We start from the raw sequence: 21,492 nt of genomic DNA on the forward strand, positions 1-21,492 counted from the left end.
CTATGACGCTTGAAGATACCCCGACCGGTCAGAATTCCGACGTGATGGTGTTGCAGGTCGAAAACCTGTCCATCGACGCCGTCACCCCCAAGGGTGTGACGCACTTGGTGCAGAACATCAGCTTTGAAGTCCGCGAGAACGAAGTGCTGGGCATCGTGGGGGAATCCGGATCGGGCAAGAGCCTGACGATGCTCGCCGTGCTGGGCCTGCTGGGGCCGAACCTCAAGATCGTGTCGGGCAGCATCCGCCTGCGTGGTCGCGAGGTGACCGACCTGTCCTTCGAGGAGATGCAGAAGCTGCGCGGCAAGGCGATGTCCATTGTCTTCCAGGACCCGCTGACGACGCTGAACCCGGTTCTGCGCATCGGCAAGCAGATCGGAGAGGCAGTGCAGTTGCACAATCCCGATTACTCCAAGGATCAGGTCAAGGCGCGGGTGATCGAGTTGCTGACGCTTGTCGGCATGCCCAACCCGGAAAAGCGCTATTCGCAGTTCCCGAACGAGTTCTCGGGCGGGATGCGCCAACGCGTGGTGATCGCGATCGCCATGGCGAACGAACCCGACCTGCTGATCGCTGACGAACCGACCACGGCTCTGGATGTGACGATCCAGGCGCAGGTGATGAACGTGCTGGCCGAGGTGCGTGAACGCACAGGGGCGGCCATGGTACTCATTACCCATGACCTTGGTCTTGTTGCGGAAAATGCCGACCGCATTGCCGTTATGTATGCCGGTCGCATGATGGAAGAGGCTCCCGCTAAAGAGATTTTCGAACGTCCGACCCATCCCTATACCGCCGGCCTGATCGCCAGCCTTCCACAGCTCGATCACCGGGTGGAGGAACTCTATTCGATCCCCGGCTTCGTGCCTGACCTGTCGAACAGGCCTTCGGGCTGCGTCTTTCATCCGCGCTGCGCCATTGGCGGAAAGCGGCCGCCTTGCCTCGAAAAACGGCCCGAGCTTGCCCCGGCTGGCGAAGGACGCCGTGTTGCCTGTCATTTCCACGAGGAAACGGCGGCCTGGCGCGACGAACAGATGCGCAAGATGGCAGCGCCGGAAAACACCGCCGTTGCCCATGACGGGCCGCGCAAGAACGCATTGCTGATCGCCGAAAATCTAGAAAAGACCTTCGATGTCCGGGGCGGCCTGTGGAGCAAGCAGAAGCTCCATGCGCTCAAGGACGTCTCCTTCGAATTGCAGGCTGGCACGACGTTGGGCGTGGTCGGTGAATCCGGTTGCGGAAAGTCCACGCTGGCCAAGGTCATGCTCCGTCTGCTCGAAGCGTCGGGCGGTGAGGTCTACCTGAACGGCAAGAAGTTCTTCTCGCATCGCGGGCCCAGTCTGCGGCGTGCACGGAAGAACCTTCAGGTGGTATTCCAGGACCCGTATTCGTCGCTGGACCCGCGCATGAAAATCCACGAGATCATCGCCGAACCGCTGCGGATCAATGGTGGGTACTCTGCCGATCGGGTGAACGAGTTGCTGGCGCATGTCGGCCTGACGCCCGAGGCAGGGCTGCGGCGACCGCCGGAATTCTCGGGTGGCCAGCGACAGCGGATCGCGATTGCACGGGCGCTGGCGCTGAACCCTGACGTACTGATACTGGACGAGGCCGTGTCGGCGCTCGACGTCTCGATCCAGGCGCAAGTCATCAACCTTCTCAAGGATTTGCAGGCCGAACTTAACCTGACTTACGTCTTCATCTCGCACGACCTGTCCGTCGTGCGGCATATCTCGGACGAGGTGGCGGTGATGTATCTGGGGCGGGTGATCGAAGCAGGCAAGGTCGACCAGGTCTTCGATGCCCCGGCGCATCCCTATACCAAGGCCCTGCTCGATGCGATCCCCAAGCCTGACCGGGACGAAGCCGTCGAACGGTTCACCGCCGAAGGCGACCTGCCGGACCCGATGAGGCCCCCGACCGGCTGCAAGTTCCGCACCCGCTGTCCGCTGGCGCGGGAGGCCTGCAAGGGCGAAGACCCCGAGCTGATCGCGCGGGACGGGACGGATCACCCCTCCGCCTGCCTGTTCCCGCTGACGCGTGACGCGGTCCCGGCCTGATCGGTCGGGGCGCGCGCCCTGACGGGCGGCGCGGCATTCGAGAAAAGAAAACCACCCCGGCCAAGCGGCACGGGGTGGTTTTCGGTTCGGCGGATGAGACGCGTCAGGCGTTCAGACCAGCCTTGCGCCCCAGGACCACGGCCGCCAGCAATCCGTTGCCGGACAGGTAGCCATAATCGCCGGTGCCGGAAACGCCGGTTGCGGCCCCGCCCACGGCATAGAGATTGTCGAAGACACCGCCTCCGTTCCGTTTCACGCGCGCATCGGGTGTCACGTCCAACCCGCCCTGGGTGTGGAAGAGCGTGCCGGTGACGCGTACGGCGCAGTAGGGAGCCTTGAGCGCCTTGTCAGCGTCAAAGCTGCGGCCGAAAGGGTCTTCACCCTGTCCGATCCCCGCCATCGTGGTTTCAAGTGCATCGACGGGCAGGCGGCATTTCCCGGCCAATTCGGCGATCGTGTCTGCCGTCAGTATGGCGCCCTGCGCTTCGGCGTCTTGGAAATCGGCGAATTGGCGCGCGATCCCGGCGATACGGTCGTCGAAAATGGCCCAGGCAATGCCTTCGGGCTGGGCCAGCACGGCGCGCGCAGCCTCGGAATAGCCCTGCATTTCGTTCCAAAAGCGTTTGCCCTCGATATTCACCTGAACGCCGCCTTCGGTGATGACGGCCCAGGAAATCAGGATGCCATGGGGGTGCGCCACGTTGCCATGACCCTGGTAGGCCCCCAGATGGTCCGTGGCTGCGCCAAGCGCTTCGCCCCAGCGGATCGCGTCGCCGCGATTGCCAGTATGGCCGAAATAGATCGCATCCTCGATCTCGGGCATGTAGCGGCCCACCATCTCGCGATTGCCGCCAAAGCCGTTGCACGCAAGGATAAGGGCGTCGCAGCCGATCTGTTCGGTCGACCCGTCCGGCAGGACCGATGTGACACCCACGACTTTACCGTCCTCGGAAGCATGCAGTTGTTCGACGCGCCGCTCCGTGACGATGGGAATGCCTTGTGCCTCCAATGTGGCGCGCAGCCGGTCGACCAGTTCACGGCCCGCGCGCGAGGGCAAGCCATGCATGCGCCGCCGTGAATGGCCCGGATAACTGAAATCCGACACGACCGAGAAGGGTAGGTCATAGTTGTCCGTCAACCAGTCGATCACCTCCGCCGCGCCGCCCGCCAGGGCCGCGACGAGGTCGGGATCGTTCTTGCCCTTTGCCTTGTCCATGATGTCCTGGGCGAAAAGCTCTGCGTTGTCCTCGATGCCGGCCTCGCGCTGCACGCGGGTGCCGGGCGCGGGGATCAATCCGGCGGACAGGGCGGTCGAACCCGAGGGGACCGCGTCGGCCTCCAGCACGATGACCTCGCGGCCGCGTTCATGGGCGGTCAGGGCCGCGATCATGCCCGCCGCGCCGGAGCCGATGACTAGCACTTCGGCGGACACCTCGAACCCGTCTGACGGCGGGGGCAGCAGGTCGGTCATGATCCTTCCTCGTATCGGCGCCCCCGTTCGAGGATCGCGTCGGTGCCCAGCTTTTCGTTCAGCGTGCCGAAATCGTACATCCGGTCGGAAAACGCCTTGTTCGATCCGGTGGCGTAGAGGCTGGCGTAGTAATCCTCCATGGATTTCAGCAGGGCACGCACGATGCCACCCGGGAAGATCACGAAGGAATAGCCGATGTTCTGCAAGTCGTCCTTGCCCTGGATCGGGGTCGTGCCGCCTTCGACCATGTTGGCCATCAGGGGCACGCGACCCTTGAAGTGGTCTGCGATGGTTTCCAATTCCTCGCGGGAGCGCGGAGCCTCGATGAACAGCATGTCGGCGCCGGCTTCGACATAGCGCTCCGCACGTTCGATGGCGGCGTCGTAGCCTTCGACCGCCAGTGCGTCGGTGCGGGCGATAATGAGGGTTTCGTCGCTCTTGCGGGTATCGGCCATGATCGCGATCTTCGATGCCATTTCCTGCGCCGAGATCAGGCTCTTGTCCTTCAGGTGACCGCAGCGTTTGGGGAATGTCTGATCTTCGACCTGCAGGGCAGAGGCCCCGGCCTTTTCATAGACCTGCATCGTTCGGCCCGCGTTCAGGGCATTGCCGAACCCGGTATCGGCGTCGATGACGATGGGCAGATTGATCCGGTCACTGATCAGCGACAGGGTTTCCGCCATCTCGGTCATCGTCGATAGGCCAATATCCGGCTGTCCAAGCCGCGTGTAGGCGACAGCTGCCCCGGAGAGGTAGACGGCCTCGAACCCGGCGGCTTCGGCCGATGCGGCGGTCAGGGCGTCGTAGACACCGGGGGCGACCAGGATCTCGGGCCGGGCGAGGAGGGATTTCAGGCTGCGGGTCATGTTGCGCTCCGGATCATGGTTTCCGCTTCTTCACAGGTCATCTGATCGCAGACGGACCCCAGCGAGGTGAGCGTGGCCTGCTGGACCTCGGGTTTGAATGCGCCGCACCCGTCGGTCAGCAGTATCGTGTGGATGTCGCGCAGGTGGGCGTCGCGCACGGTGCTGGCCACGCCGCCATTGGTGACGATGCCGCCGATGATCAGCGTGTCCACCTTCAGCGCACGCAGGATGTATTCCAGGCGCGTCTGGAAGAAGGCGGAATAGTTCACCTTTTCAACGACATAATCGGGTTCCTGAAGCAGGTCGACGACGGTGTGGCCCCATGCGCCGGGCTTGAAGTCACCCTTGCCGAGGAATGGTCGCAGCTCTTTCAAGTGCGGGGCGATCAGTGGCTCTCCGCCCGGCCCCGGAACCAGCGTGAACTGGGCCGAGACATAGCTGCCGCCCTTGTCGCGCAGGGCATCGATGACAGGCTTCACGCGTCCCGGCAGGGCCGCGATTTCGTCGGTGCCCAATCCGGCCCGGCCATAGGCGCCATCTGGATGCAGAAAGTCGTTCTGCAAGTCGATGGTCACGAGTGCCGTTCGTGAAGGGTCGAAACTGTGAGTGGCCATGTCAGGCCTCCTTCCGTTCGATGACGACGTTGCCGAACTGGTCGACGGTGCCCTTGAGGTCCGGTTCGATCAGGATCGTCGTGTCCGGCTGTTCGAGGATGGCCGGACCGTCGATCACCGTCCCGACCGGCAGGGTCAGGCGGGTGTAGATCGGCGTGTCGTGCCAGTCACCGCCGACATGGACCTTGCGCGTGGTGCGCAGGCTGTCTTCGGCTTTGCCATCGTTCGTCGGGGCCAGCGTGCTGAGGTCGAACTTGGGCCGGCGGCCGATCACGGCCGTGCGCAGGTTCAGGATACGGCGCACGCCGCCCTCCAGCAGACGCCCGAAGCTTGCCATATAGGCGGCGTCGAAGGCCTCTCCAATCTCGTCGTGGGTGGGGGCGGTCACGCCATCCTCGCCGACATTTATAGTCAGCGGGACCGACACGGTATGCGTCTGGCCGACATAGGCCATGTCCAGTTCGACCACGATGTCGCGCCCTTCGAAGGTCACGCCCGCATCGTCGAGAAGCTTCAGGCCGCGAACGCGGTGTTCCTCGATGATCTCGGCGATGCGCGTGGTGTCGGCTTCGTGCGCCAGGGCGTTGACTGTCTGAACGAAGTCCTGGCGCATATCGGCGATCACGCAGCCCATGGCCGAGGTCACGCCGGGATAGCGCGGGATGATCGCCGATGCGATGCCCACTTCGGACAGCATGGCGCCCGTGTGCAGGGCCCCGCCGCCGCCAAACGGCATGAACGCAAAGTGGCGGGGGTTGTGGCCGCGCTCGATCGACACGAGGCGGATCGCCCCGGCCATGCGCGAATTAGCGACCTTCAGGATCGCTTCGGCCGCCGACAGCGTATCGAGCCCCAGGGGCTGGCCCACATGTTCGTCGATAGCCTTCGACGCGGCTTCGACGTCCAGGCGGTCCAACTTGCCGCCGATGGGGCGGTCCGGGTCGATCCGGCCCAGAACCACGTTGGCGTCGGTCACGGTCGGGCGGGTATTGCCCTGCCCATAGGCTACCGGCCCGGGGTTCGAGCCCGCGCTTTCCGGCCCGATGTTCAGCAGCCCGCCCTTGTCGACCCAGGCGATGGAGCCGCCACCGGCACCGATCGTCGTGATCTCGATCATCGGGGTGCGGACGACCATGCCGAAGTCGATTGATGTTTGGGGCGCGAGGCTGGGTTCGCCATCGGCAATCAGCGAGACGTCGAAGGACGTGCCACCCATGTCGCCGGTGATGATGTTCGGGAACCCTGCCGTGCTGGCAATGTACCCCGCCGCGATCACGCCCGCCGCGGGGCCCGACAGCGCGGTGCGCACGGGCAGTTGGCAGGCCGTGTCGACGGCCATCACGCCGCCGTTGGACTGCACGATCAGGAACTCGCCGCCAAAGCCGCCATCGCGCAGCGCCGTTTCCAGACGCCCCAGATAGCCGGCCACTTCGGGCTGGAGATAGGCGTTGAGCGCGGTTGTCGATGTCCGTTCGAACTCCCGGATTTCCGGCAGGATCTCGTGGCTGGCCGAGACATGTTCGGACGGCCAGATGTCACGGACGGCAGCAACCGCCGCGGCTTCGTTTTCGCGATTGGCATAGGCGTTGACGAAGACGATTGCGCAGGCGGCACAGCCCTGGTCCAGCAGGGATTGAGCGGCAGCCTTCACCGCGTCGATATCGACGGGCGTCAGGACGGACCCGTCGGCCAGCGTCCGCTCGGGGACTTCAAGGCGGAGGTTGCGCGGCACGACCGGGTCATAATCGCCGCGCAGACCCCAGGTCTGACGCCTGTCGCGACGGCGCATTTCCAGCGTGTCGCGGAAGCCTTCGGTGGTGATGATGCCGATCTTGGCACCCTTGCGTTCCAGCAGGGCGTTGGTGCCTGCGGTCGTTCCGTGCACGACGGTGCCCAGTTCGCCCAAATCGGTCACTTCGCGCCCGATCCCGTCCAGGAAGCCGCCGGACTGGTCCGGGCGGGTGGTCGGGACCTTGGCAACACGGGCCTCGCCCGTGGCCTCGTCCAGAACGAATACGTCGGTAAAGGTGCCGCCAACATCGACACCGGCCATCTTGGTTTTCATTGTTCGACCTCGCGCCAGGCGGTTCCGTATGCTTCGTCTGCTGCCGCCGCGTCGATGTATCCAAGCGATACGTCTCGGGCGACCTGTGCGGCGGGCCGCTCGGAGGGTTGGCCGTAGCCACCGCCGCCGGGCGTTTCCAGCCGCACACGCTGCCCCTTCTTCAGGGGGATGCCGACCATCTTCGAGGTCAGCGCAGGCTCGTGCCAGCCATCATCCTGTTCGTAGTGGAAGACGTTCTTGGCCGCGTCGCCGCCGCCTGCAATCCCTTTGGGGGCAAAGCGCCCGCGTTCCCCGAAGAGGAAGGCTTCGGCGCTTTCGTCCATCACCTCGATCTCGTAGACGGCGCCCAAGCCACCCCGATGCATCCCCGTGCCGCCGCTGCCGTCACGCAGGGCCCATTGCCGGAAGATGACGGGGTAGGCGGATTCCAGGATCTCCGCGGGCGGGATCGTCGCGGTCGAGATTGGCGCAGAGCCATGGTTCAGGCCGTCGGATTCGATCGATCCGCCATGCCCGCCGCCATAGAACGAGAACATGACCCAGCGTTTGCCATCCGGACGACGGCCGGCGATGGAAAGGGCGTTGATCGTGCCATAAGCGTTGCCCACAACCTTTTCCGGCATCGCCTGAGCGGCGGCCGAAAAGATCACGTCGATCATGCGAAGGATGGTTTCCGTGTAGCCGCCGGTCGGCAGGGGATATTCCGCGGACAGAAGGCAATTGTCGGGGATCTTGATGTCGATCGACCGCATCACGCCGGCATTCGCGGGCAGCGACGGGAAGATGTGCTTGATTGCCACGTAACAGCAGGCAATGGCGGTTGGGCGAGCGATATTGATCGGCCCTGCGCAGGTCGGCGCGGTGCCCGTGAAATCAAGCGTCAGCTTGTCACCCTGAACTTCGAGCGCGACCCGGACGGGCAGGGCCTCGTCCGTGATCCCGTCATTGTCCATGAAGTCCTCGGCTTCCCAGCGGCCATCCGGCATCTCGGAAATCTCGGACCGGGCCAGGGTTTCGGCCCGATCTCCAAGAGCGACCAGCGCGGCCTTTACGGTTTCGGCACCGTATTCATCCAGCAGTGCATCCATCCGGCGCACGCCGAGGTCCAGCGCGTTCATCTGGCCTGAAAGGTCGCCCATGGCCGATTGCTGCATCCGCGTGTTGCGCAGGATGATGTCGACCACGTCCTGCTGCAGCTCGCCGCCGCGCTGGAGCTTCACTGGCGGCAACACCAGCGCCTCCTGGAAGACTTCGGTGGCTGACGGGTTGTAGTTGCCGGGCACCGGGCCGCCCACGTCGTGCCAGTGGCCGACAGAGGCGAGGTAGCAGAAAATCTCTCCGTCCCGCAAATAGGGGCGCACCAGCCGCATGTCGGACAGGTGGGTGCCGCCGATATGGGCGTCGTTGAAGATCCAGGTGTCGCCGGGCGCCAGCGTCTTGTCCTGCGCGGCCTTGTCGATGACGGCCTTCACGGCAAAGGCCATCACGCCAACGAAAATCGGCAGGCCGGACTTGCCCTGAACGAGCGTGTCGCCGCTGACGGCATCGTACAGCCCGTGGGAGGCGTCATGCGCCTCGGCGATGATCGGGTTGAAGGCCGACCGGAACAGGGTCGCGTCCATCTCGTCGGCGATCTGTTCCATGCGGCCGGCCAGCACGGCAAGGGTTATCGGGTCAATTTCAGCCACGGGGTCTCATTGCCTCCAGGTCATTCCAGACATCCTGCACGGCGAGCTTTCCGTCGCGCAGGGCAAAGCGGTCGATGAAGCGGACGTTGTCGAACGGGGTTCCGTCCGGCCATTCGCCACGCAGGGTTCCAAAGCAATAGACAACGGGGCCATCCAGCGTGGCCGCGGTGTCGAAACGGTCATAGGTCTTGGTTACGAAACGGTAGCGCGTCGCTGACCACTCGACGAGGTCGGACAGGTCCGTCATGCGGCGACCGGTCGGGAAGGTCATGACGAAATCGTCGGTCAGGAAGGTGCGCGCCTTGTCCAGGTCCCGCGCTTCCATCGTGTCGAGGAAGTCCCGCACCGTTGCCGCTGCGTCGGGCAGGGCCGGCGCGGGCGTGCGCCTTGTGGCGCCGCGCATGTAGTCCGCTGCCTGCATTTCGTGCATCATCACGGTGATCGCTTCGGGCGGGGCGGGCACGACGGTCTGGACGGCCGCGGTCAGCGAGCGGCCCAGCCGTTCCTTCTCCGCATCGGAATAGCCTTCCAGCAAGTGGATTTCGACGATCGGCATTTTCCCTCTCTGCTATTATCTGTATCTTTTTTAATACAGCTTTGATGGATACTAGAAGACTGAAATCCGAAAAGGCAAGGGAACATCTTGCTTGAAACGCGCAATTGTTTCGCTACGGTTGCAGCATGACGAAAGATTTGGTCGATTCCGCGGGCCCCGTGGCCGGACAAGCGCCACCCGAAGGGGGTAAGGCGCGGCGTGTCTATCTTCTTCTCAAGGATCGAATCGCGCGTGGCGAGTATCCTGAGGGTGCGGCTCTACCAGGGGAACAGCGCCTGGCGCAGGAATTCGAGGTGTCGCGGGTCACGGTCCGCCGCGCGCTGGATGCGCTGCATGCCGATCACATGATCGAGAAACGCCCAGGCAGTGGGACAATCGTCCAACGGGGGCGGTCGGCTTCGGTTCTGGCGGGGGATTTCGCGACCCTGATGCCGCAATTGATCGAGATGGGGCAGGCAACCGAGGCGCGGCTGCTGTCCTATGGCTATGCCCAGCCATCCTCCGTCGTGGCATCCGCGCTCAACCTCGAGCCGACGGACCGGGTGCAGACCGCGGTGCGTGTCCGACTGGTCGAAGGCGAACCGTTCTCGCATCTTACCACGCATGTGCCCGAGCAGATCGCGCGCAATTATTCAGAGGCCGATCTGGCCACGACGCCTTTGTTCCGCCTGCTGGAACGCGGTGGCGTGCATATAGATCATGCGGACCAGACCGTGTCGGCCGCGCTGGCCAGCCCCGAAGTGGCCGAGGCGCTCTCGATCTCTGTCGGGGCACCGTTGTTGACCATCGAACGGGTGGTTCGCGACGATACGGGCAAGGGGGTCGAATTCCTGTCGGCCCTGTACCGCCCTGACCGTTTCCGCCTGGAAATGGCACTGTCGCGGGTCGGGTCCCGCGAAGATCGCCACTGGGCCCCCGTCATCGGAACCAAAGGATCCTGAACATGCCGCCGCTTAGGTTGCTTGATCGCCTCTGGGAGGCGCACGAGGTGCATCGTCGTGACGATGGAGCCTCTCTGCTCTGGGTGGATCGCCACCTTGTCCACGAAGGATCGCACCATGCCTTCCGAAAGATCGCGGAGCGCGGCTTGTCCGTGGCAGAACCGGGGCTGACGACCGCTGTGGTGGACCATTACGCGCCGACGCGGGACCGCGGCGATGGCGGTGCATCCGACGATATCCGCGCGATGATCCAACGGCTGGAGGTCAACGCGAAAGAGCACGGCATCCGTTGCTTCGATCTGCGCAACCCGGGGCAGGGGATCGTCCACGTAATCGGTCCGGAACAGGGTCTGACCCTGCCGGGCTGCCTGATTGTCTGTGGTGATAGCCATACCTCGACCCATGGTGCCTTCGGGGCGCTGGCCTTTGGCATCGGCGCGACGGAGGTGGCACATGTTCTGTCCACCCAGACGGTCTGGCAGGTCAAACCCAAGGCCATGCGCATCCGGTTCGAGGGAGAACTGGCGCCCGGGGTGGGTGCCAAGGACATGGCGCTTGGCTGGATTGCCCGGCTGGGGGCAGACGGGGCGCGCGGCCATGCCATCGAATATGCGGGAGCTGCCGTGCGGAACCTGTCGATGGAAGGGCGTATGACCCTTTGCAACCTGTCGATCGAGGGCGGGGGCCGCTTCGGCATGGTCGCGCCGGATCAAGTGACATTCGATTATATCAAGGGCCGCCGCTATGCCCCCGAAGGCGCAGAGCTTGAGCGAGCGCTGGCCGACTGGGCCGAGCTGCGCACCGATGAGGATGCGGAATTCGACCGCGAAGAGGTGATCGACGCCGCCGACATCGCGCCGGTCGTGACCTGGGGCACCAGTCCCGAGGACGCGCTGCCGATCTTCGACAGCATCCCCGACCCGTCGCGCCTTCCCGAGGGCCGCGCGGCCAAGGTGGCAAGTGCGCTGGACTACATGGGCCTGACCGCGGGACGACCGCTGGCAGGCACCAAGGTCGATCAGGTCTTTATCGGGTCCTGCACCAATTCGCGTATCGAGGATTTGCGCGCCGCGGCTCAGGTTCTGGCTGGCCGAAAGGCGAAGGTGCCGGGCACCGTGTCGCCCGGGTCGATGATCGTGAAGGCCCAGGCCGAGGCTGAGGGCTTGGACCGTATCTTTACAGAGGCCGGCCTCGACTGGGTCGGCGCGGGGTGTTCGATGTGCGTCGGCATGAACGGCGACCTCGTTCCACCGGGAAAACGCTGCGCATCAACCACCAACCGGAATTTCCGTGGCCGCCAGGGGCCGGGCGCGCGTACCCACCTGATGTCGCCGGCCATGGTTGCTGCCGCCGCGGTCGCCGGGGAATTGACGGATGTGCGTGACATGCTGAAGGAACGCGCGTGATGGCGGGATGGAGCCAACATGAAGGGCTGGCCGTGTCGCTGCCGGTCGAAGGTGTCGATACCGACCAGCTGATCCCGGCGCGGTTCATGTCCGCACCTCGGTCCGAGGGATATGACAAGTTCCTGCTGCATGATATGCGGCGCAAGGGCGACGAATTGGACCCGGATTTCCCGTTGAACCGGGACGGGGCGGATGGTGCATCTGTCCTGGTGGCGGCAAGGAACTTTGGCGGCGGGTCTTCCAGGGAGGCGGCGGTTTATGCGCTCTACGATGCCGGGTTCCGGGTCGTGATTGCGCCAAGTTTCGGGGATATCTTCTCCGGCAACGCCGTCAATAACGGGGTGCTGCCGGCTCTCGTCAGCGAGACCGATGCCGAGCGGTTGCATACAGCACTCGCGGAGCCGGTAACGCTTCACGTCGACCTGGATAATTGCAGGATCAGGGCGGGCGAGTTGGACGTGCCCTTCACCATCGACCCTGTGCGGCGCACCAAGCTGATCAACGGCTGGGACGATATCGACCTGACGCAGAGCCATGCCGAAGACATCGCCAAGTTCCGTGAAAGGGTCGCGGCAGAGCGTCCGTGGATCTTCCTCGATTAGGTCGAAGGCCCCTTCAATTCGATAGTGTTGCCCTCCGGGTCGTTGAAGGTCAGCGAGGGGCCAGAGCCCTCGGCCCCGAAGCGGGTCTTGGCGGGCGTCGGTGTAATGCCGAACGTGTCGAGATGCGCTGCGATCGCGGCCTCGTCGAACGCCTCGACCCGGAAGGCGACGTGGTCCATGTTTCTGCCATCGGCTCCATCCGGGCTTGCCAGAATGTCCAGCATGGCAGTTCCGGCTCGTAGGTGGACCAGCCCGACGGCCTCGTTCCGGCGCACCACGTCGCAGCCCAGAACGTCGCGATAGAAGGAAACGAGCGCCTCTTGGTCCCGGGCATAGAGAACGACGTGGTCGATCGTCCTGATCTGGATGGCCATGCTGTTTCCTTCCCTTTTTGAGGTGTCCGTGCCGCATGCGTGCGTCATTCGGTTTCCGTCTTGGGTCAACTTGACATCCCACAGTTGCTGCGGTCAACTGTTTACAGTTTTGAGGTGAGCGGAGGAGATCGACCATGAACGCAGACGCCACGGGGCACGCCCTGACAGAATTGGTGACCTTCGCATCCGGCAGGGAATGGTCCGATATTCCGCAGGCCGTCAAGACGCGGGCCGCCCTGGTCATGGCGGACGATCTGGCTGCGATGGTGGCCGCACGGGACGAGCCGGAATTGCGCGCCTTGCAGGAGGGCGTGGCAAAAAGCGCCGGTACGGCCGAAGCGTCGGTCTTCGATGCGCGCGGCACACGTATGGACCGGTATTCCGCGGCGCTGGCGAACGGCTCCGCCTCGGACTGGGCTGAACTGGACGAAGGATATCGCCGTGTGATCTGCCACGCCGGTATCTATTGCCTTCCCGCCCTGATGGCCGAGGCAGAGGCGGAGGGGCACAGCACCGAAGACCTGTTGCGTGCATTGGTCCTGGGCTACGAGATCGTGGGCCGGGTGGCGCGCTGCTTCACCTTCCCGAACCTCGTCCTTCACCCGCACGGCAGCCTAGCGGCCGTTGGGGGCGCGGCTGCGATTTCCATGCTGCGTCGTGTGCCGGTGGATGTCGCGGTTGGCGCAATCTCCAGCGCGGCGACGATGGTTCTGCCGGGGCCGTACACGCATCCGATCAACGGCTCGCTCGTCCGCAATGTCTGGCCCGGTATCGCGGCACAGACGGCCCTGCGCGCGACGGATTGGGCCGCGCACGGGATCAAGGGGTTGCCGACGGCGTTGCACGATGTCTTTGCGGATGCGTTCGGGGCGACGCCTGACCTGACGCAACTGACCGGTGAGCTGGGTGAAAACTGGGCGATTTCAGATGGCTATCATAAGGTCTTCGCCTGCTGCCAATACGGACACGCGGCGATCGAAGCGACGATGAAACTGGTGCAACAGGCCAGCGTCGAAGAGGTCGAAAGCATCCACCTCGACACCCATTACAAGGCACGGGTCATGGATAACCCGGACCCGGAAACCACGATCGCAGGAAAGTTTTCGATCCAGCATATAGCGGCCACGGCAGCAGTGCATGGCGAAGGCGGCTTTGCAGCGTTTTCGGCCCCTGCACTCAGCCATCCGCGCGTGGCAGAGTTGCGCCACAAGGTCAGCGTCGTACCGTGGGAACCCGTGCCGGACTGGCCGAATGACCGGCCGACCCGCGTAATCTGGACGCTGAAGGACGGCCGCACCCTGACCGAAGAGGTGCTGTCGGCCCGGGGCGGTCCGGACCTGCCATTCGGACCGGATGAAATCCGCGCCAAGATCGCCGGGATCGTTTCGGCGCCCTATCCGGCAATGGGGCCGGTTCTGGAGCGGATCATGGACCTGGACCCGGGCAGCCTCACGACAAGCTGGGCGGACACCGTGAAGGAGATGACCAAGGCATGAGCGAAGAACTTGACCTGCTGGTGATCGGGGCCGGGGCCTGCGGACTGGCGGCGGCGATTGCGGGGCACGATGCTGGCGGCACCGTTGCGGTTTTGGAGAAACTGGACAGGCCGGGAGGGAATTCCTCGTTGTCCACGGGGTCGATCCCCGGGGCCGGCAGCCGTTTTCAGAAAGCCGCAGGGATCGAAGACAGTCCCGAACAGATGATCCAGGACCTGATCGCCGTTGCCGGGCACCATGATGCCGATGACGTGCTGGAGATGGTTGCGCGGGAATGCGCCCGGGTCTGCGAATGGCTGATCGACGATCTTGGCGCACGGATGGAGCTGATCACCGCCTACAAGCATATCGGTCACACGGTCGAGCGCCTGCACGCGCCGAAATCGCGTCGCGGGCAGGACCTGGTCGATGACCTTCTGTCCTTCGTTGATCAGCGAGGTATTCCGTTGGCCGTCGGCAATGCCGCGGATGACCTGATCGTTGAAGATGGGGCCGTTGTCGGTGCCATCGTCGCGGGCGAACCGATCCGCGCGAAGAAGGTCCTGCTGGCCACGAACGGTTTTGCCGCCAATCGCACGCTGGTCGCGGAGTTCTGCCCCGAAATCGCACAGGCCGAGTATTTTGGCGCCCATGGCAGCACCGGGGAGGCCGTGACCTGGGGCCGCAACCTGGGGGCCGAGCTCGGAAATATGGGGGCGTATCAAGGATATGCCGCCGTCGCCTATCCCCAGGGGCAATTGTTGTCCTGGACCACGATAGAAAAGGGCGGGATCCTGGTCGGTCAGGACGGTCGCCGCTTCGGCAACGAGAATGACGGCTATTCCGGCTACGCCGCGAAAGTCATGGCCCAAGGCGAATTCGCCTGGGCCGTCTATGATCGTCCGATCCATGAGATTGCGCTCGCGGAAGAGGAATATGCCGAGATGTCGGAAATGGGCGCGATCAAATGGGCCGACGATCCTCGTGCCCTGGCGCTGGAAGCCGGCATCGACCCGGATGGTCTGGACGCTGCTGTTGCAGGCTATGAGGCCGCCGCGAAAGGCGAGGTGGCGGATGCATTTGGCCGTACGATCTTCGGACACGCGCCGCTGACGCGTCCCTTGGCGATTGCGCGGGTGAAGCCCGGGCTGTTCCACACGCAAGGCGGCTTGATGGTCGATGAAGGTGCGCGGGTCCGAAAAGCCGGCGGTGGCGTCATCCCCAACCTCTTTGCCGGCGGCGGGGCCGCGGTCGGGATCAGCGGGAAGTCCGGTGCCATGGGCTATGCGTCCGGCAACGGCTTGATCACGGCTATCGTGCTGGGGCGCCGCGCCGCCCTGACCGCGATGGAAGAGATCGGGGCCGCATCGTGACGGGCGCTGAACAACTTGTTGATTTCGCGATGACCTTTGACCCGGCGGACGTGCCGGAGGAGCTCGACAGGCTGGCGCGGCTGCATTTCCTCGATGCGATCGGTGTCGGGTTGGCCGCCTCGGCAGGGCCGGACCAGGCTGGCTGGACCCGCGCGACCTCCGGGCCGGGTACGGCAACGACGCTGGACGGTGGCTCCGCCACGCCGCCGGAGGCCGCGATGCTGAACGGTGCGCTGATCCATTCGCTGGAATACGACGACACCCATATCGGCTCGGTCATTCACGGCAGCGCTGTCGCGGCCCCGCTGGCCCTTGCCGCGGCAGAGCAGGCAGGCGGCAATGCTGGTGACGTGATGAGCGCCTACGTCCTGGCGTGGGAAGCGATGATCCGGATCGGTGCTGCCGCGCCCGGAGCGTTTCAGGCTCGCGGTGCCCAGGTGACCGCCGTGGCGGGGGCCATCGGCGCGGCGCTTGGGGCAGGGCGCGTCGCAGGATTGGATCGCAAGGGTCTGACCTCGGCCATTGGGATCGCCGGTATGCAGGCATCCGGCCTGCTGGCATTCCTCGAGGACGGGTCGAGCGTCAAGGCATTGAACCCTGGCTGGGCCGCGCATACCGGCCTGACGGCTGTCCGACTGGCGGCGGCGGGGATGACGGGGCCATCGGGCATCCTTGAACATCGGTTCGGACCCTTGACCGTCTTTGGCGCCGACCCGGACCAATTGGCACCGCAACTGTCTGATCTGGGCGAGGTCTGGCACCTTCGTGATGCGGCCTTCAAGCTCTATCCCTGTTGCCACTATATCCATCCTTTCCTCGAACTGGTCGAAGACCTGGCAAGGCAGGGGCTGACCGCCGAAAGCGTGGAGAGCATGGCGATCCACGTACCCGTGGAAGAAGCACCCTTGATTGCAGAGGCCTGGTCCCGCCGGCAGGCGCCTGCCTCGGGGTATGATGGAAAATGGGGCTTGCCCTATTGCCTGGCCCTGAGGCTCATGGATGGCGCGCTCGACGTGTCGAGCTTCGAGGCTGAACCGCGTGACGATGTCATCGCGCTGGCCCGGCGAATGAGGATGATCCCGGTCGAAGGGTCGGGCTTTCCCGGACGTTTCCCCGCCCGGATCGAGGTGACGCAGACGGACGGGGCCAAACGGGATGTCTCCGTTGACACGGTGCGCGGGGCCCCGGGGCGTGCGATTGCCGAGGACGAGGTGTTGGCCAAGTTTCGCGCCAATGCCGGGCGTCGGTTCGGCTCCGAGCAGGTCGACAAGCTCATCTCTGCCGGTCTGGCGATGGATGTGGCTGCTCTGGTCCAGTGCCTCCGAACATAATACCTTCCCAAGCCGAAAAACGAAAACCGCCGCTGGATCATTCCGGCGGCGGCTTTTTATTGGGGCTGGGCAGTTCCGAGGGTTCGCTGGTTCAACCCATCAGGTCGGGCAGGAACAGCACGATTTGCGGGAAGGCGATCAGCAGGCCCAGCGTCACCAGGTCCATCAGCAGGAAGGGCGTGACCCCGGCAAAGACCTGTTCCAGCGACAGCGGCACGGGCGAGGAACTTCGGACCACGTAGACGTTCAGCCCCACCGGTGGCGTGATCATCGAGATCTCGGCCAGCTTGATCGCGATCACACCCAGCCAGATCGGGTCGTATCCCACGCTGGTCATGATCGGGAACATCAGAGGCAGGGTCATCACCATGATCCCGATCGGTTCGATCAACATCCCGAGGATGATGTAGAGCACCACGAAGCCCAGCATGTACCAGATCGGTGCCAGCTCCAGCGCGACCATGTAGTCCGAGATGTCACGCACCAGGCCGGTATAGGTCAGGAAGCGGGCGAAGATGATCCCGCCGATGATGATCAGGAAGATCGTCGAAGTGGTGATCCCGGCATCCTTGAAGGTCTCCAGCAGGGTCGCGCGGTTCAGCTTGCGCTTGAAGGCGACGATCAGGAAGGCACCGAACGCCCCGACCGCACCGGCATAGGTGGGCACGAAGAAGCCCAGGTATATGCCGCCGATCACGATGATGAACAGCACGCCGATGCCCCAGATGCCTTTCAGCGAATCCACCTTTTCGCGGAAGGTGAAGGTCTCGTCCGGCACGGGGCAGAGCTCGGGCCAGCGTTTGGCGAAAAGATAGATGCCCAGCATGTAGATGCCCGCGCTCATCAGGCCGGGTACAAGGCCGGCGACCAGCAGACGGGCCACCGATTGTTCGGTGATGACGGCGTAGACGATCATCAGGATCGACGGCGGGATCAGCGAGGCCAGCGTGCCCGACGCCGCGATACAGCCCGCCGAGATACGCTTGTCATAGCCGAAGCGAGTCATTTCCGGCATCGCCATCTTGGTGAAGACCGCTGCGTTCACGATGGTAGACCCGCAAGCCGCGCCGAAGGCGGCAGAGGCGATCGTGGTGGCCATAGCCAACCCGCCTGAAACGCGCCCGATCCAGCGATAGGCTGCCTTGTAGAGGTCGGTGGTCAACCCGGCCTGGCTGGCCAGCGCCCCCATCAGGATGAAGAGCGGGATCACGGCGAGGCTGAAGCTGTTCGTCGTCGAGAACGGCACCGTTGCCAGCTGGGCCAGCGCGGCCTGCGGGTTGATCGACAACAGGATCCCGAGGAACCCGGTCAGCCCCAGAGCGACGCCGATATGCACGCCGGTCGTGAGCAAGAAAACCAGCAATACGCCGACGATTATGCCGGCAGTACCTGCATCAAACATGTTCCAAACCTGTCATTTAGAGTTCGCCTGACCCATCACCGGGTCGTCTTCCAGCACCTTGAGCGGTGCGCCGCTGCGGATGCGGCCGATATCGATAATGAGATCCAGCAGCAACCGGACGATCATCAGCGCCGTCCCGGCACAGAGCGTCACGCGGGCAGGCCAGAGCGGGAAGCGGATCAGGCCGACCGTGGCTTCGCCGATCTGGATGGAATAGCGGGCTTCGTTGATGGCCTGCCATAGCAGCAGGCTGAAGAAGATGAGCGCGCAGATGTCTGCCAGCACATCCATTGCCGCGCGGGATCGCGGGCCGGAGCGGAGGTAGACGATCTCGACCCGGATATGGGCTCGGCGCAATTGCGCGTAGGTCAGGGCCCCGAAGACGATCAGCACCATCGTGCTTTCGGTCAGTTCGCGCGGCCCGGGGACAGGGGTGTTGAGAACCTGGGTTCCGACGATATCCGTCACCCCCATGAACATCGACATCAACATCCCGAGCCCGCCAATGAGCAGGACGGCCAGGGCCAGACGTTCTACGAACCGTTCAATTAGCGCCAAGAGAAGCTCCTGTGATCTTCGACTGAAGATAGTGAAGAAGACGACGGGCCCCGCAAGGCCCGCCGTCCGATATTAGCACATCGCTCAGTTGGATGCGGCTTCGTCGCCGAGGAATGCTGCGACGGCAGACGCTTCATCGCCAAGACCACGGTTGGCCATGTCGTCGACCCAGGCCTGCAGCATGTCGGGCGCAGCGGCCTTCCAGGCATCCAGTTCGGATTGCGGGAATTCCTTCACGACGCCGCCTTCGGCAACGATCTGGGTTTCCGCGTCATCCTCGATCTTCTCGATGTTGTCGATATAGGCTTCGGCGGCCTTGCCGGCTTCTTCGAGGATCACGGCCTGATCTTCTTCGGAAATACCGTTGAAGGTGCGCTCGTTGATGACGATCAGGTGGCCTGCGATCGACATGACCGGGCCGCAGCTGAACTTCGCCGGTTCGAACAAGCGATAGGCCAGCACGTTGCCACGGTTCAGGAACGAATAGTCAAGCGACCCGCGCTGCAGCGCTTCGTAGACGTCGCCAACACCGACACTGACCGGAACCGCACCGATGGCCTCGTGGGCTTTCGGGATGTCGGCCCCGAAGGAACGGATCTTCTTGCCTTCCAGCGCTTCGACAGTCGTGCAGTTCTCGTCCGGGCCGGTCAGGTAGTAGGCGCCGAGCGGTTGGTGGAACAGGTATTTGACGCCAAACTTGGACAGTTCTTCCTGGAAGGACTCGAACTGCTCGTCCACAGCACCGGCTTTCTCCATCGCCTCACGCGGCGTGTCGAAGACGAAAGGCGTCTGGAACACGCGCCAGAACAGCAGTTGGTCCGAGTAGTAGCCCGGCACGACAGCGGCCATGTCGATGGCGCCACGACCTGCGAGGGTCAGCAGTTCGTTGCCCGCGCCCAGGCCACCGGCATAGGTGACCTCGATCTTGACCCGGCCTTCGGTCCGCTCTTCGACGGCGGCTGCGAAGTCCTTCTCGGTCTGAACGTAAGGCGAATCGGACAGGTAATGGCCCCAACGCAGCGTCGTCTCGGCCTGGGCAGCGACTGCCGTGGCTCCAACAACCGCGGTTGCGGCGCAGATTGCCTTGAAGGATGTGAACATTCTTATCTCCCTGTTTGCGGCCCTAACCGGGCACTGGTATTAAGAAGTAGACAGCTTATCGTGCAGGTTCCAGACGTGTTTGTCCATTATTCGTTTCCTCCCGGATCGCCAAAAGCGCGCTTTTTGTGCAACCCGGCCCAGCCTGAACGACATGCGGTCAACTGTTGACAAGTTTGAGGCAGTGATGCGTTTTGTCAATAAAACAAGTGGCGGAGAGGCTATTTCCATGGCGCAGACAGACCAGACCAGCTCGCAAGTGGCAGCGGCAGGCACGACCTCGGAAGAGGCGCGACAGATTCTCGATCGTCTGGCTTCGCGATTTTCCTGCCGAGATTTTGATCATTCGCCAATGGATCCCGACCTGTTGGCGGCAATCGTGGCGGATGGCGTGCAGGCTCCGTCGTCGTGCAACCAGCAGAACTGGCATTTCATCATCGTGACAGAGCCGGAGGCCAAACGCCGCGCGACCGAGATCGCGGGCGGCAACCCGCATTTCGAAACCTGTTCCGCGCTGATCTACCTGTGTTTCCAGAAAGGGTGGACCCACGGGAATTTCTCGATCGTGCAATCCGTCGCGGCGGCGTGCTATCACATGATGCTGTCGGCCCATCTGCGCGGTTACGCCTGTATCTGGAACGCAGGTATCGGCGACCACGCGGCCCTGCACGATATGCTGGACCTGCCGTCAACTTTCGAACTTCAGGGGGCGCTGGCCATCGGCACGCCGCGTCCGACCGCCCCGCAGATGAAGGCGCCAAGACGCCCGCTGGAGGAGGTCATGTCCTTCGGCACATTCTCGCGCCCCGATCACGCCGTTTATCCTGCAAAGCCGGCCAAGGCCTACCCGTATTTCGAGATCGGCAATGCCAGCAACCCCTTTGCGGAATGGGACCCGACCCGGTGGAGCTGGGACCAGATAGCCGATTTCCGGGGATATTCGGTCTGGGCGAAATCACCTCTGGCCGGGGTCTATGTCTCGCGCCGTCAGGGGGACGCGCAGGGCGTCGAACATTCCCTGTTGCCACCGACCGCCCATGACGTGGTCGAGGTCATGCCTTGGAGCGGCACCTCGACCGTCGCGCTGGATGCCGCACTTTCCGTGGATGCTCACTTGCATGTTGCCGAACTCGCCCAGCCGAACCTGGACTTCATCCGGGAACGTCTGAAACAGGAGGGCGTTGTCCGAAAGGCTCTCAGCTTCGACCTGATGGCCGGGGGCAAACTGCCCTATGCCGATCAGAGCATGGACCTTGTCGTTCTTCCTCAGGTCCTCGAACATGTGCCAGACCCGGAGGCGTTGCTGGACGATGTGAAGCGTATCCTGCGGCCCGGCGGGCATGTCGTGCTGAGCAGTCGAAACATGTCTTCCGCTTATGGAGCGCACTGGCGTGACGTTGAATCCGTCGGCCAGGTTCCCAATCAGGGACCTTTCACGCCTATCGAGGCGTCGAGTTTGGGGGACCTCGTCAAGGCGAGGTTCGAGATCGAGGTAGCATGCGGTATCGGCCGCGAAGCGACAGGCGATGCCGAACGCCTCGACGGAGATGACGCGGAAACGGGTCGCCTATTCGCCCTGCGTGCCCGGCGGACATGACCGCCGGACCAGGAA

The 21,492-nt window shown here is 63.8% G+C and carries 18 protein-coding genes; 8 read left to right on the forward strand and 10 right to left on the reverse strand.

Features of this window, described 5'->3' with window-relative positions; genetic code table 11:
- The first annotated feature begins 2 nt into the window (after positions 1-2).
- Entirely contained in the window at positions 3-2,060 is a 2,058-nt protein-coding gene (locus ATO9_RS15960; protein WP_043751388.1) for an ABC transporter ATP-binding protein, read from the forward strand.
- A 103-nt stretch (positions 2,061-2,163) separates the two neighbouring features.
- Here ATO9_RS15960 and ATO9_RS15965 read toward each other — a convergent pair whose 3' ends face one another.
- From ATO9_RS15965 to ATO9_RS15990, 6 genes are read right to left on the reverse strand one after another with little or no spacing between them, the layout of a single operon-like run.
- Positions 2,164-3,531 carry an FAD-dependent oxidoreductase gene (locus ATO9_RS15965; RefSeq protein ID WP_043751391.1) on the reverse strand — a complete coding sequence of 456 codons (1,368 nt, stop codon included), beginning with the start codon at positions 3,529-3,531 and terminating at the stop codon, positions 2,164-2,166.
- On the reverse strand, positions 3,528-4,397 hold the full coding sequence (locus ATO9_RS15970; RefSeq protein WP_043751394.1) for an isocitrate lyase/PEP mutase family protein: 870 nt from the start codon (positions 4,395-4,397) through the stop codon (positions 3,528-3,530). The genes ATO9_RS15965 and ATO9_RS15970 overlap by 4 nt, the downstream gene beginning before the upstream one ends.
- Positions 4,394-5,011 (reverse strand): cysteine hydrolase family protein, encoded by a 618-nt coding sequence (locus ATO9_RS15975; protein ID WP_043751397.1) that lies wholly within the window; start codon positions 5,009-5,011, stop codon positions 4,394-4,396. The genes ATO9_RS15970 and ATO9_RS15975 overlap by 4 nt, the downstream gene beginning before the upstream one ends.
- Before the next feature lies 1 nt (position 5,012).
- Complete coding sequence (locus ATO9_RS15980; protein WP_043751400.1) at positions 5,013-7,076, reverse strand: hydantoinase/oxoprolinase family protein; 2,064 nt, start codon at positions 7,074-7,076, stop codon at positions 5,013-5,015.
- Positions 7,073-8,764 (reverse strand): hydantoinase B/oxoprolinase family protein, encoded by a 1,692-nt coding sequence (locus ATO9_RS15985; protein WP_043751403.1) that lies wholly within the window; start codon positions 8,762-8,764, stop codon positions 7,073-7,075. The genes ATO9_RS15980 and ATO9_RS15985 overlap by 4 nt, the downstream gene beginning before the upstream one ends.
- The gene (locus tag ATO9_RS15990) at positions 8,757-9,320 is read right to left on the reverse strand and encodes a nuclear transport factor 2 family protein (protein WP_043751406.1); all 564 of its coding nucleotides are present in this window, start codon (positions 9,318-9,320) and stop codon (positions 8,757-8,759) included. The genes ATO9_RS15985 and ATO9_RS15990 overlap by 8 nt, the downstream gene beginning before the upstream one ends.
- Before the next feature lie 125 nt (positions 9,321-9,445).
- On the opposite strand from ATO9_RS15990, the gene ATO9_RS15995 reads away from it, so the two are divergent.
- The 3 genes from ATO9_RS15995 to leuD are packed head-to-tail and all read left to right on the forward strand — an operon-like array spanning position 9,446 to position 12,269.
- Positions 9,446-10,261, forward strand: coding sequence for a GntR family transcriptional regulator (locus ATO9_RS15995; RefSeq protein WP_052418389.1), 816 nt, complete (start codon positions 9,446-9,448; stop codon positions 10,259-10,261).
- Between the two features lie 2 nt (positions 10,262-10,263).
- The gene (gene leuC / locus ATO9_RS16000; RefSeq protein WP_043751414.1) at positions 10,264-11,667 is read left to right on the forward strand and encodes a 3-isopropylmalate dehydratase large subunit; all 1,404 of its coding nucleotides are present in this window, start codon (positions 10,264-10,266) and stop codon (positions 11,665-11,667) included.
- Positions 11,667-12,269, forward strand: coding sequence for a 3-isopropylmalate dehydratase small subunit (gene leuD / locus ATO9_RS16005; protein ID WP_043751416.1), 603 nt, complete (start codon positions 11,667-11,669; stop codon positions 12,267-12,269). The genes leuC and leuD overlap by 1 nt, the downstream gene beginning before the upstream one ends.
- On the opposite strand, the gene ATO9_RS16010 is transcribed toward leuD, so the two are convergent.
- On the reverse strand, positions 12,266-12,643 hold the full coding sequence (locus ATO9_RS16010; protein ID WP_043751420.1) for a VOC family protein: 378 nt from the start codon (positions 12,641-12,643) through the stop codon (positions 12,266-12,268). The two genes, leuD and ATO9_RS16010, sit on opposite strands and share 4 nt — an antisense overlap.
- A gap of 134 nt (positions 12,644-12,777) precedes the next feature.
- On the opposite strand from ATO9_RS16010, the gene ATO9_RS16015 reads away from it, so the two are divergent.
- From ATO9_RS16015 to ATO9_RS16025, 3 genes are read left to right on the forward strand one after another with little or no spacing between them, the layout of a single operon-like run.
- A complete protein-coding gene (locus ATO9_RS16015; protein ID WP_052418384.1) occupies positions 12,778-14,139 on the forward strand; it encodes an MmgE/PrpD family protein in 1,362 nt (453 codons plus the stop codon).
- The gene (locus tag ATO9_RS16020; protein WP_043751423.1) at positions 14,136-15,491 is read left to right on the forward strand and encodes an FAD-dependent oxidoreductase; all 1,356 of its coding nucleotides are present in this window, start codon (positions 14,136-14,138) and stop codon (positions 15,489-15,491) included. Before ATO9_RS16015 ends, ATO9_RS16020 begins: the two co-directional genes overlap by 4 nt.
- Positions 15,488-16,822: an MmgE/PrpD family protein gene (locus ATO9_RS16025; protein WP_043751426.1), complete on the forward strand. Its 1,335-nt coding sequence runs from the start codon at positions 15,488-15,490 to the stop codon at positions 16,820-16,822. Before ATO9_RS16020 ends, ATO9_RS16025 begins: the two co-directional genes overlap by 4 nt.
- Positions 16,823-16,913: 91 nt before the next feature.
- Here the strand turns inward: ATO9_RS16025 and ATO9_RS16030 are convergent, their stop codons facing one another.
- The 3 genes from ATO9_RS16030 to dctP all read right to left on the reverse strand — a co-directional run bounded on the left by ATO9_RS16030 (position 16,914) and on the right by dctP (position 19,883).
- Entirely contained in the window at positions 16,914-18,224 is a 1,311-nt protein-coding gene (locus ATO9_RS16030; protein WP_043751430.1) for a TRAP transporter large permease, read from the reverse strand.
- 12 nt (positions 18,225-18,236) lie between these two features.
- The gene (locus tag ATO9_RS16035; RefSeq protein WP_043751433.1) at positions 18,237-18,782 is read right to left on the reverse strand and encodes a TRAP transporter small permease subunit; all 546 of its coding nucleotides are present in this window, start codon (positions 18,780-18,782) and stop codon (positions 18,237-18,239) included.
- 84 nt (positions 18,783-18,866) lie between these two features.
- Positions 18,867-19,883, reverse strand: coding sequence for a TRAP transporter substrate-binding protein DctP (gene dctP / locus ATO9_RS16040; protein ID WP_043751436.1), 1,017 nt, complete (start codon positions 19,881-19,883; stop codon positions 18,867-18,869).
- A 226-nt stretch (positions 19,884-20,109) separates the two neighbouring features.
- Between dctP and ATO9_RS16045 the strand changes: the two genes are divergently transcribed.
- Positions 20,110-21,477 (forward strand): nitroreductase family protein, encoded by a 1,368-nt coding sequence (locus tag ATO9_RS16045; RefSeq protein ID WP_043751439.1) that lies wholly within the window; start codon positions 20,110-20,112, stop codon positions 21,475-21,477.
- The last annotated feature ends 15 nt before the right edge of the window (positions 21,478-21,492 follow it).

Source organism: Pseudooceanicola atlanticus (assembly GCF_000768315.1).
GTDB lineage: Bacteria > Pseudomonadota > Alphaproteobacteria > Rhodobacterales > Rhodobacteraceae > Pseudooceanicola > Pseudooceanicola atlanticus.